Below are 11488 nucleotides of genomic sequence, written 5' to 3'. Positions count from 1 at the left end.
CACTCTCCGTCACGCGGTGCGGGACAACCTGGAAACTGCCCATCCGGAAATGTCAGGTGGCGGCCGGGTCACACCGGAATTGCGTGGCCGTGCTCTGCATCCTCGACCGCAGCGGAGACCGAATCCAGCGTTTCCTTGTTGGCGCTGACTTCACCGGCGGTGACATATTCTGCACTGCGGGTGCAGAAATCGACCCATTCCTGGACGTCTTCGGCCACCCGCTCGGCGGATTGCATCTGCCAGTCGTGCAGCACCTTGGCCGCCGCACCGGGATCGACCGGAGCAGTGCCGAACAGCTCTGCCGTGGCCTGCAATGCGGTGCGGGCCGCCGTGTGGCGGCGGTCGAACCAGTGTTTTGAAAATTGTTCGGCCTCTTGCAGGATCTTTTCCTGGACTTCCCAGAATTGATGCGCCTGCGGGCCCAGCAGAGGATTGGCGGAAAACAGAGCCTGCGCCGCCTGATCAAAGCCGCCGGAGGTTTTCGATTCAGATTGAGTTTTGGCCATGGGACACCTTTGGTTGTGCGTCATAAGACAAACACCGGGTGCAGCGGATCCGCTCCGCCCGGGTGCGGAAATCATAGGCAGAATAGTCTGATTCCCATGTCATTGAATTGACTCCAATCAAGGTGAATGCGCCGATGGGTCATAATATCAGCACCAAACGCCTGTTTCTGATAGGCTTGCAGCACAGGTGCAACAAAAGGATCCGACGTGTCCGACAGCGCATCCATTGGCCATATCACTGCCATCGAGGGCAGCATCGCCGATGTCCGGTTCGCGGCAGAGCTGCCCGCAATCGGCACTCGTCTGGTCACCCTGTCCGATCCCGCGATCACCATCGAGGTCGCCAGCCTGCCGGGGCGGGAGACCGCGCGCGGGCTGATCCTCAATCCCAACACGGAGCTGCGCCTTGGCATGCCGGTGCGCAACACCGGTCTGCCGCTCTCGGTGCCGGTGGGGCCTGCCCTGCTTGGACGCATGGTCAACCTGTTCGGCGATCCCATTGACGGACGCCCGCTGCCCGGTGACATGCCGCGCCGATCGATCCATGGCACGCCGGTGCCGCTGTCCCGGCGCCGGGCCGAGGGTGAGTTGTTTGAGACGGGGATCAAGGCGATTGACCTGCTCAGCCCGCTGGAACGCGGCGGCAAGGCGGGGCTGTTCGGCGGTGCAGGCGTTGGCAAAACCGTTCTGATCACCGAGATGATCCACAATATGGTCGCCGAATACGAGGGTATCAGCCTGTTCTGTGGCATCGGGGAACGCTGCCGCGAAGCCGAGGAATTGCATCGCGACATGGAGGAGGCCGGGGTGCTGGACCGCACCGTGATGGTCTTTGGCCAGATGAATGAAACCCCCGGCGTGCGGTTCCGCGTCGGCCATGCGGCCCTGACCATTGCCGAGTATTTCCGCGACGATCTGAACCGCGATGTTCTGGTGCTGATCGACAATATTTACCGTTTCGTGCAGGCCGGCTCTGAGGTTTCGGGCCTTCTGGGGCGGATCCCGTCGCGGGTGGGTTATCAGCCGACGCTGGGCACCGAGCTGGCCGATCTGGAAGAGCGGATCTGCTCCACCAGCCGGGGCAGCATGACCTCGATTCAGGCGGTCTACGTGCCGGCCGATGATTTCACCGACCCGGCGGCGACGCATACGTTTTCGCACCTGTCAGCCTCGATCACCCTGTCGCGCAAGAAGGCCTCCGAAGGGCTGTATCCCGCCATCGACCCGCTGAAATCCTTTTCCCGGATGCTGACGCCGGGGGTTGTCAGCACCCGCCACTACATGATCGCCAGCGCGGTGCGCAACACTCTGGCCGAGTACGAGGATCTCAAGGATATCATCGCCATGCTGGGGCTGGAGGAGCTTTCGGAAATGGACCGCGCCACCGTGCGCCGCGCCCGGCAGATCGAACGGTTTCTGACACAGCCGTTTTACTCCACCGAAAAGATGACCGGCATACCGGGGCGTTTCGTGCCGCTGAGTGAGACGCTGACCTCCTGTGAGCGCATCCTGAATGATGAGTTCCGCGACCATCCCGAAAGCGCTTTTTACATGATCGGAACGGTGGCGGATCTGGAGCAGAAAGAGGGGGCGGGATATGCGGCTTAAGATCCTGCTGCCCGACCGGCTGTGCCTTGATCTGGAGGTCGTGCGTATTGTGGCCGAAGGGCCGGATGGCGCATTCGGGATGTTGCCGCACCATATCGATTATGTCTCTCAGCTGGCCCCGGGCATCCTGACTTACGAGGAGACGGGCGGCCAGGTGCGCTATGCCGGGATCCATTCCGGAACCCTGGTCAAGGTCGGGGATGAGGTGCTGGTCTCCACCTCCGGCGCGGTGCTGGGCGATGATCTGCAGACGGTGCAACAGCGGGCGCAGGCCGATTTCCGCGCCGCCGAGCAAAGCGAACGGGCCGCCCGCGCAGCCTTGGCTCGGCTGGAGGCACAGATCGTGCGCCGGTTCCTGGAACTGGAGCAGGCGCTATGAACGGCGAACGGCCCGACGCAGAGGAGGCGGAAGAGATCGTCCGCAAGGCCCGTCGCAAACAGGCGGCACAAAAGCACCCGCAGCGCAGCGCGCTTTATGGGCTGGGGATGTTCGGTCTTGTCGGCTGGTCAGTTGCGGTGCCGGTGGTTCTGGGCGTCGCGCTGGGCGTCTGGATCGATGGACACGTCCAGTCGCACCGGTCCTGGACGCTGATCCTGCTTTTGGCTGGTGCGGCGCTGGGTTGTCTCAACGCCTGGTACTGGGTGCAGCGCGAAGGGGGTGATGAATGACACAGGCGGAGACACTGTGATGCAGATCAGTCCCGATCAATGGGTATTGGCCGAATGGCACGGGTTGCAGCTGACCGCCACCGTGGCGTTCACTTGGCTGGTGATGGCGCTGCTGGCCGCCGGGTCCTGGCTGGTCACCTCGCGCCTGTCGACGGGCGAAAAGGTCTCCCGCTGGCAGGTCATGCTGGAGGTCATCGTCACCGCCATCCGCGACCAGATTTCCGAGATTAGCGGCGGTGACGGCGCGCGCTATCTGCCCTTTATCGGAACCCTGTTCCTGTTCATCGCCGCCGCCAACCTGCTGTCGGTGGTGCCTGGCTATGTGCCGCCTACCGGCTCCCTCTCCACCACTGCGGCGCTGGCCATCGCGGTGCTGGTGGCAGTGCCCGCCTTTTCCATCGCTCGGCAGGGGATCGGCGGTTACCTGAAGACCTATGTGCGGCCCAGCCCCATCATGCTGCCCTTCAATCTGGTGTCAGAGGCATCGCGGACCGTTGCCCTGGCCGTGCGCCTATACGGCAATGTCATGAGCGGCACGATCATCGTCGGCATCCTGATCAGCGTGGCGCCGTTCTTCTTCCCGGTGGTCATGCAGGTTCTGGGCCTGCTGACCGGCCTGATTCAGGCGTATATCTTTGCCGTTCTGGCGATGGTCTACATCGCCTCGGGCGCCCGCAGCAGCCGATCGCCGTCGTCTGGTGTCGGCGCCTCCCCTGCCAACCAAACCGGTCACAGCCAAACACGAAAGGAACCCTGATCATGGACGCTTCCGTCTGGATCGCCATCGCCTCGATTGTCACGGCGGGGCTGACCATCACCATCGGTGCCATCGCCCCCGCGCTGGCCGAAGGCCGGGCCGCGGCGCAGGCGCTGCAGTCCCTTGCACAGCAGCCGGACGCCGCCCCGACGATCACCCGCACCCTTTTCGTCAGTCTTGCGATGATCGAATCCACCGCGATCTACTGTTTCGTGGTGGCGATGATTCTGCTGTTTGCCAACCCATTCGTGGACATCGCCGCTCTGACTGCGGCGCTCCCGGGCGGAGGATGATCCGGTGCAGATCGACTGGCTGACCGTCGCGGCGCAACTGGTGAACTTCCTCGTTCTGATCTGGTTGCTGAAACGCTTTCTTTACGGGCCTGTGACCAAGGCAATGGCCGAGCGGGAACAACGGATTGCCGAGCGGCTTGGCGATGCGCGCCGCGTGCGTGAAGAGGCTGTCACCGAAGCCGAAGCGCTGCGGGCCGAGCGGCAGGCGCTGGACAGCCATAGGGAGGCCGAGATGGCAAAGGCCCGCGCCGCAGCCGAGGCGTTGCGCCAAGAGCTGGAGGCCGATCTGCGCGAAGACATGGAGCAGAAACGTGCGGCCTGGCTGGACCATTTGCAGGAGGACCGCACTGAAATCGTGCTGGAGATGCAAAAGCGCACAGCCGCCCACGTGGGGCAGGCGCTGCGCCGTGTTCTGGCGGATTTCGCCGGGGCCGATCTGGCGGAGCAGATGGCGGCAGAGTTCGCCCGGCAATTGTCCTCGCTCGACCTTGAGGAGCGCAGGCGGCTGGAACGGGCAGCGGAAGGCATGCCGGGGGCGGCGCTGGTGGAATGCAGCATGGAGCTGCCAAGCGCGGCGCGGCGTCACCTGACCCGCGCCATCCACGACGAAATCGCAGAGGGTATCAAGGTGGATTATGCCACCGCCGGGGATGTCACCTTTGGCATCCGTCTGACGCTGGGTCATCAGGTGCTGGACTGGTCGGCGGGGCGTTATCTGGACCGGCTGGGCCTGCTGATCGAAGAAAGCCTGGATGCCGTGGCAAGCGAGGCTGCCGATGCCGCATGACGGGCAGAACGGCGGGCGCAATGACAAGCGCACAGACGGGCAGGGCATGGCGGGCCGGATTGCCGCAGGGCTGGTCGACCGGATGGACCGGATCCTTGCCGAAACCGCCCCGGTGGCCGAAATCACCGATGTTGCCCGGGTGCTTTCTGTTGGCAATGGCATTGCGCGGATCGCCGGGTTTCCCGACCTCAGGGCGGATGAGCTGGTGGTCTTTGCCGGTGGGCAGACTGGTATCGCCTCCAGCCTGGCCACCGACCGCATCGGGGTAATTGTACTGGGTGACAGCGTCGGCATCCGCCCCGGTGACAAGGTGCACCGCACACGCCGCGTCGTTGACACACCGGTTGGTGCCGCGCTGCTGGGGCGGGTTGTCGATGCGATGGGGCAGCCCATCGATGGTGCTGGACCGTTGCAGTGCCGCGACCGCGCCCCCATCGAACGTGCGGCCCCGCCCATCATGCACCGCGCCCCGGTCAGCGTGCCGCTGCAGACCGGGATCAAGGCGATCGATGCCGCCGTGCCCATCGGGCGTGGTCAGCGCGAGTTGATCGTCGGTGATCGGCAATCCGGCAAGACGGCCATCGCCGTCGATACCATTCTGAACCAGCGCGACACCGGGGTGATCTCGATCTATTGCGCCATCGGGCAGCGGGCCTCGGCGGTGGCGCGGGTGATCGATAGCCTGCGCAAGGGCGGCGCACTGGAGCGGACCATCGTCGTGGTGGCCGGCGGAGAGGACGCGCCGGGGTTGCAGTTCATCGCGCCTTATGCGGCCACTGCCATGGCTGAACATTTCATGGACGAAGGGCGTGATGTGCTGATCGTCTATGACGATCTGACCCGCCATGCCCGCGCCTATCGCGAGCTGTCGCTTCTGTTACGCCGCCCGCCCGGCCGCGAGGCCTATCCCGGTGACATTTTCTATATTCATTCGCGGCTGCTGGAACGCGCCACTCCGCTGCGCGAAGAACACGGTGGCGGTTCGCTGACTGCTCTGCCGGTGATCGAAACACAGGCGCAGAATATTTCCGCGTTTATTCCCACCAACCTCATTTCCATCACGGACGGGCAGATCTACCTGTCGCCCTCGCTGTTCGAAAAGGGCAGGCTGCCGGCCATCGACATCGGCACCTCGGTCAGCCGCGTTGGCGGCAAGGCGCAATTGCCTGCCTTTCGCGCTGTGGCGGGGGATTTAAGGCTCTATTACGCGCAATTCGAAGAGCTGGAGACCTTTGCCCGCTTTGGCACCCAGATCGATGCCGAGACACGGCAGCGGCTGGACCGGGGGCTGCGGGTACGGGAAATCCTCAAGCAGCGTGAACATCACCTGCTTGAGGTGGCGGACCAGATCGCGGCGCTGCTGGCCGCGACCGAAGGGTTGTTCGATGCCATTCCTGCTGACAGGGTCAGCGATGCGGGGCTGCATGCGGCTCGGGCCGCCCGCCGGACCTGTTCCGAGATCTGCGATGCCATCGAGGGCGGCGCGCCGCTGGACCCGGCGCAGCGGGCGGCCCTGATCACGGCGATGCAGGCGGCGCTGACCGGGTTCTATCCCGACGATCCGCATTCGCCGCGGCGCGAAGGAGTGGGTGATGCAGACGCTTGAGGCGCTTTCGGCGCGGATGCACACCACCGCCGAGATCCATTCCATCGTACGCACCATGAAAAGCCTCTCTTCGGTCAGTATCCGACAGTACGAACGCGCAGCTGCGGCTATGCTGCAGTATGAACGCACGGTGGATCTGGGGTTGCAGGCTGTGCTGCGTGATCAGTCTCTGCAGCCGCAGGTGGGGTCACCCGCAGAGGTGGCGCCGGGATCGGCGCTGATCGTCATCGGCTCTGACCGGGGGCTGTGCGGGCGGTTCAACGACAGGATCGGCGGTCGCGCGGTCGCGCGGCTCTTGGAGGAGAGCGATTGCCGCCTCTGCGTGCTGGGCCAGCGGGTGGCGGCGCATATGGAGGCAGAAGGGCATATGCCCGATGCGCTGTTTGCGCTGCCCGGATCGGCCGCCGGTCTGACGGCCACGGTGCATGCGGTTGCGGTGGAAATCGACCGCTGGACCGAAGCGGGCGTCGGGACAGTTTCGCTTTTGTTCAACCGCCGCGCCGGGGCTTCATTGGCGGTGCCGACCGAGTGGCCGCTGCTGCCGGTGCCGCGCGGGGATCTCGATGCGCTGGCACGCGAATCCTGGCCATCGCGCAGCCTGCCGACCTACCGCATGGCGCCGACCAAGCTGTTCTCCTGGCTGATCGGGCAGCGGATCTTTGTGCAGATCTATCGCGCGCTTGCCGAATCCCTGGCCAGCGAACACGCTGCGCGTCTGGCTGCCATGCGCCGGGCAGAGGGCAATATCAGCGACCACCGCGAAGAGCTGATGGATGCCTATCGCCAGAAACGGCAGGAGGAAATTACCCGCGAGTTGCTGGATATCATTTCAGGCTTCGAGGCGGTGGATCAGGGTGATCCAGCCTGACAGCCCTGTGTCGGCGCGGCGGACTGGATACAGGCGCCGTTACGGGCGTTGCAGCTGGCTTTTCGGCATCATCATATGCACGCCTTTTTCGCGATTCACCGTCTGGGTGATGCGCAGATCCGCAGCGAGACTGCAGAGCATATAGGCGTCTTCCCGGCTGATCCCCAATCGCGCCTCGGCCACGGCAATCATGTCCCGCAGGGCCATTTCGGCGCAGACATCCAGATCGGCATGCATGCCCATGGTGATGTGATGCGATGGCGTTTCTGCTTGTGGGTAGTCCAGCGACAGGTCCCTGCGCAGGGTCAGGCGGAAATGCCCGCGCAGCGCCGTTTCGATGGCGGTGACGCAGACCTCGCCATCGCCCTGCGCGGCATGACCGTCGCCACAGGAAAACAGCGCGCCCGGTGCCAGAACCGGCAGGTACAGGGTGGTGCCCGCGATCAGTTCCTTATTGTCGATATTGCCGCCATGGCGACGCGGCTCGATGGTGGAGATCCGCCCCCATTCCGGCGGCGGCGCCACCCCCATGACCCCAAAGAACGGCGCCAGCGGCAGATCGGTGCCCCAGGGCAGGTGGGCCAGTTGCCGCTCGGCGTCCAGCGGCAGGATGGTGCGCTGGCGTTTGGGAAATTCCAGCGGCAGCGTCCCGGCCAAGGGCCGGATCATGTTGTAGCCCCAGTCCTGCCGTAGCGAGATATCGAGGATATCGACCTGCAGCACATCGCCCGGCTGGGCGCCGCGCACCTCGACCGGGCCGGTCAGGATATGGCCCGGCATGCCCGGCAGACCGGCGGCGTGAATTTCCAGCAATTCCGGCGGCACGTGAAAACCATCTCCGGGCAACATGTCGGGGCCGCCCGAGACGGTGTCGATGATGACCTCTTCGCCGCTGTCGATGGACAGGGCAGGCGGATGGGCCGCGTCGAAAAAGCCCCAGTGGCAGCTCTGCACCGATGCGGGAAGGGTGGATGTCATGATGCGTCTCCTGCCGGTTCCGTTGTGATCTGTACGCCGCTGTTACTTGCCGGTGTCTATGTCGAACAGTTCGGTCTCCCAGCTGTCGTCGCCGGGGTCCATTTCGCTCCGCAGCGCGTCAAAGCGGGTGGTCAGATGTTCGCGCATGGCGGTGCGGGCCACATCGCTGTCGCCGGTGGCAATCGCCTCGATGATGGTCACGTGCTCGCAATGCGACACTTCCAGCGACGGGCCGCTTCGGGCACGGGCGCGGATGCGGATCCATTCCGGGTTCTCGCGGATCCGGTCAAGCAGGGCAAAGGAGGTCAGCAATGGCCGGTTGCGGGCGCATTGGGCGATCAGCCGGTGAAAGGCGCCATCCCAAAGTTCGATCGCTTCCGGACCGTTGGATTCAAACTGCCGCTGGGCCAGACGGCGCAGGCGCATCAGCTCATCCGGCTGCATCCGTTTGGCACACAGCGCGGCAAGCTCCGGCTCGATACACAGGCGCGCTTCCATCACTTGTAGCGCGTTGGTTTCCCCGGCGATCTTGGCTGCGAGGTCTCCGGTTGGGTCGGCGGGCTGTCCGGCAAAGGTGCCCTTGCCCTGTTTGCGCCAGACCAGCCCCTGTTCTTCCAGACTGTCGAGGGCTAGACGCACCGCCCTGCGGCTGACGTCGAACTGTTCCGACAGAACCCGTTCGGTGGGCAGTTTTCCGTCCGCGGCGAGGCTGCCCGATTTGATCAGGGCCAGAACCTTTTGTTTGATCGGCTCGATAGACGAGCTGCGGGAGTGTGATGACATGACAGACTTTTTCTCAGACAGGGTCTGCATATTGAAGCAAAAAATGGCGCAAAGGGTAAAAACAACAGCGCCCGGGGCATACCGGGCGCTGTTTGATCAATAATCGACGGCCTGCGATTTGCTGGGGCGTCCTTCTGCGATGCGGCGGGCCTCTGCCGCGGCGATATCGGCGTCGATGCCTTCGCGGGTGGGCAGGCCAGAAAACTTCTCGGCCGTGGGCATGCCCTTGGAGAAATGCACATAGCGTTCCTGCGCGACCTCCCAGAGGCGGGCCAGCTCACCTAGGGGGTCCGCGTGGTCATCGGCCCGGATGTCGAGCCAGGCATGCTCTTGTCCGCGATGGATCACCAGTCCGGCGGCCTGACGGCCCCGTTTGTCGCCACCTGCGGCCTCTCCGGCTTGCATGGCCACGATCAGACGCTCGGCAAAGGGCAGATCCGCGTTGTCCTTGTAGGCCGCCGAGGTTGCCTCGATCACCTCGGGGCCGGTCAGCATATTGCCCGCCACCGAATGATCCTCGGCCAAGAGGTGCCCGGCCCAGTCGACGCAATCGGCGCCGGTATGGGCGACAAAGCGACCTTCGGCATCCATCATATGGGCCTGGCGGATCGCCTGCCCCTGATCGCGAAGGGCGAAATCGGCGAGCACCGCCTGGGCGCTTTCACCGGCGGCCATGCGCCTGCGTCCCTCGGTGCCCCAGACCGGATTGCAGAAGGCCTGCGACGCCACGGCGACAGTCGGCCCGACAAAGGGCACCACCGCGCCGCAGGCGAAGAACCGGGAGGCGACGATCACAGCGATCGGGCCATCCTCGGGATTCTTGGCAATCAGCGACCAGGTCATCGGCCGACCGCATAGGCCTGCATCAGGCGCGGGGTCGCCGCCGCGCGCAGCATGCCGTCCGGCTCGCGCAGGGCAGCGGTCAGGCGGCCGACGGTCCAGGGATCCGCCACCACGACGTTGTGACCCCGGGCGCGCAGGTCCGCGATTACCGCCTCGCCAAAGTTGGGCTCGACCATCATTTCGGCGGTGCGCACTTCGCGTGGGAAGAAGGATCCCTGGAAGTGCATGGAATGGAACAGCGGCGCATCCATGCATTGCTGCAGCTCCATGCCGAAATGCACGAAACGCAGGAACCAGATCAGCTGCCACTGGTCCTGCTGGTCACCGCCGGGGGTGCCAAAGACCATCTGCACACCGTCTTTTTCCGCATAGCTGGGGGTCAGGGTGGTGCGGGGGCGGCGGCCCGGCGCCAGCGAGGTTGGCAGACCGTCCTCCAGCCAGAACATCTGGGCGCGGGAGTTGAGCGGGAAACCGAGGCCCGGAATGACCGGGGAGCTTTGCAGCCAGCCGCCCGAAGGTGTCGCGGCGACCATGTTGCCCCAACGGTCGATCACGTCGAGATGCACGGTATCGCCGCGCTTTTCGGTGAGGTGCGACATGGTCGGTTCCTGCGCCGCCACCTGGCCGACGTTAAAGTCCCGCGCCGCGCGCTCGACATAGGCGTCGGCGAGATGTTCGAAGCCCGGCACCCGGCCCGGGCGCTGCTCGGTCGAGGCCTTGTCGGTGATCAGCTTGCGGCGCTCGGCGTTGTATTCCTCGCTGAGGAGGTACTCCATCGGGATCTCGGACTGGGCGGGGTCGCCGTAATAGGCCTCGCGGTCGGCATAGGCGAGCTTCATCGCTTCGGTCACGGTGTGCACGAACTCGGCGCCAAAGGGATCCATCGCGCCAAGGTCAAAGCCTTTGAGGATGGCAAGGCCCTGCAGCAGCACCGGCCCTTGGCTCCAGGCGTGGGTCTTGTGCACCGTCCAGCCTTCGTATTCGTAAGACAGGGTGTCCTCATAGGTGGCACGCCAGTCCTTCAGGTCCTCGGGCGCCAGCACCGCGCTGTGTTTCTCGTCCGAGACATCCATCACATGGGCGTCTTTCAGATAGTCAAAGATCGCCTCGGCCACGAAACCTTCGCGCCATTCGGCGCGGGCGGCGTCGATCTGGGCGACACGGTCCTCACCTGCGGCTTCGCCCGCTTCGGCCAGACGTTCGTAGGTGCGCGCCAGATCTGGATTCTTGAACAGGGCGTTGGGTTTCGGCGCTTCGCCATCCGGGGCCCAGACAGCAGCCGAGGTTGGCCATTCGGTTTCAAAGAATTCCTGCAGACCGGCAATGGTATTGGCCACACGCGGCAGCACCGGATGGCCATCGCGAGCATAGCCGATCACCGGTTCCAGCACCTCGCGAAGGGACATGGTGCCGTGATCGCGCAGCAGCATCATCCAGCCGTCAAAGGCGCCGGGAACAACGGTTGCGAGCAGACCCGAACCGGGGATCAGGGTCAGCCCCTGTTCGGTGTAGGCTTCGATGGTCGCCGCCTTGGGCGCCACGCCCTGTGCACAGACCACCTTGGTTTCGCCGGTTTCCGCCTTGTGGAAGATCGCGGGCATATCGCCGGCCGGACCGTTCAGATGTGGTTCGACCACCTGCAGGACCAGCGCGGTTGCGACGGCGGCGTCAAATGCGTTGCCGCCCTTTTCCAGAATGCTCATGCCGACGGTCGAGGCAATCCAATGGGTCGAGGTTGCGACCCCGAAGGTGCCCCGGATTTCGGGCCGTGTTGTAAAATCGGACATCTA

At 64.5% G+C, this 11488-nt stretch carries 13 protein-coding genes; 8 read left to right on the top strand and 5 right to left on the bottom strand.

Translation table 11 applies throughout. From position 1 onward, the window contains the following. Window positions 1–68: 68 nt before the first annotated feature. A complete protein-coding gene (locus tag JL2886_RS10455; RefSeq protein WP_065271946.1) occupies window positions 69–506 on the bottom strand; it encodes a hypothetical protein in 438 nt (145 codons plus the stop codon). Between the two features lie 207 nt (window positions 507–713). Here JL2886_RS10455 and atpD point away from each other — a divergent pair, with 207 nt between their 5' ends. From atpD to JL2886_RS10415, 8 genes are read left to right on the top strand one after another with little or no spacing between them, the layout of a single operon-like run. Next, entirely contained in the window at window positions 714–2114 is a 1401-nt protein-coding gene (gene atpD, locus JL2886_RS10450) for a F0F1 ATP synthase subunit beta (RefSeq protein WP_065271945.1), read from the top strand. Then, window positions 2104–2493 carry a hypothetical protein gene (locus tag JL2886_RS10445; protein WP_065271944.1) on the top strand — a complete coding sequence of 130 codons (390 nt, stop codon included), beginning with the start codon at window positions 2104–2106 and terminating at the stop codon, window positions 2491–2493. Before atpD ends, JL2886_RS10445 begins: the two co-directional genes overlap by 11 nt. After that, the gene (locus JL2886_RS10440) at window positions 2490–2783 is read left to right on the top strand and encodes an AtpZ/AtpI family protein (protein WP_065271943.1); all 294 of its coding nucleotides are present in this window, start codon (window positions 2490–2492) and stop codon (window positions 2781–2783) included. Before JL2886_RS10445 ends, JL2886_RS10440 begins: the two co-directional genes overlap by 4 nt. Window positions 2784–2802: 19 nt before the next feature. Next, window positions 2803–3540, top strand: coding sequence for a F0F1 ATP synthase subunit A (locus JL2886_RS10435; protein ID WP_065271942.1), 738 nt, complete (start codon window positions 2803–2805; stop codon window positions 3538–3540). A gap of 2 nt (window positions 3541–3542) precedes the next feature. Then, entirely contained in the window at window positions 3543–3833 is a 291-nt protein-coding gene (locus tag JL2886_RS10430; protein WP_065271941.1) for a F0F1 ATP synthase subunit C, read from the top strand. Window positions 3834–3837: 4 nt separating this feature from the next. Further along, window positions 3838–4620, top strand: coding sequence for a hypothetical protein (locus JL2886_RS10425; RefSeq protein ID WP_065271940.1), 783 nt, complete (start codon window positions 3838–3840; stop codon window positions 4618–4620). Next, a complete protein-coding gene (locus JL2886_RS10420) occupies window positions 4586–6226 on the top strand; it encodes a F0F1 ATP synthase subunit alpha (RefSeq protein ID WP_269465797.1) in 1641 nt (546 codons plus the stop codon). Before JL2886_RS10425 ends, JL2886_RS10420 begins: the two co-directional genes overlap by 35 nt. Continuing rightward, window positions 6213–7094: a F0F1 ATP synthase subunit gamma gene (locus JL2886_RS10415; RefSeq protein WP_065271938.1), complete on the top strand. Its 882-nt coding sequence runs from the start codon at window positions 6213–6215 to the stop codon at window positions 7092–7094. Before JL2886_RS10420 ends, JL2886_RS10415 begins: the two co-directional genes overlap by 14 nt. Window positions 7095–7133: 39 nt before the next feature. Here JL2886_RS10415 and JL2886_RS10410 read toward each other — a convergent pair whose 3' ends face one another. The 4 genes from JL2886_RS10410 to JL2886_RS10395 all read right to left on the bottom strand — a co-directional run bounded on the left by JL2886_RS10410 (window position 7134) and on the right by JL2886_RS10395 (window position 11485). After that, window positions 7134–8072 carry an acetamidase/formamidase family protein gene (locus JL2886_RS10410; protein WP_065271937.1) on the bottom strand — a complete coding sequence of 313 codons (939 nt, stop codon included), beginning with the start codon at window positions 8070–8072 and terminating at the stop codon, window positions 7134–7136. 42 nt (window positions 8073–8114) lie between these two features. Then, a complete protein-coding gene (locus JL2886_RS10405; RefSeq protein WP_065273639.1) occupies window positions 8115–8855 on the bottom strand; it encodes a FadR/GntR family transcriptional regulator in 741 nt (246 codons plus the stop codon). Between the two features lie 96 nt (window positions 8856–8951). Next, window positions 8952–9698, bottom strand: a complete 747-nt coding sequence (locus JL2886_RS10400; protein WP_065271936.1) for a DUF1028 domain-containing protein — start codon at window positions 9696–9698, stop codon at window positions 8952–8954. Then, entirely contained in the window at window positions 9695–11485 is a 1791-nt protein-coding gene (locus tag JL2886_RS10395) for a gamma-glutamyltransferase family protein (protein WP_065271935.1), read from the bottom strand. Before JL2886_RS10395 ends, JL2886_RS10400 begins: the two co-directional genes overlap by 4 nt. Between the last annotated feature and the right edge of the window lie 3 nt (window positions 11486–11488).

It is taken from the genome of Phaeobacter gallaeciensis, from assembly GCF_001678945.1.
GTDB classification, from domain to species: Bacteria; Pseudomonadota; Alphaproteobacteria; order Rhodobacterales; family Rhodobacteraceae; genus Phycobacter; species Phycobacter gallaeciensis_A.
The sequence above is the reverse complement of the archived record's forward strand: the minus strand, read 5'-3'. Positions and strand labels throughout refer to the sequence as shown.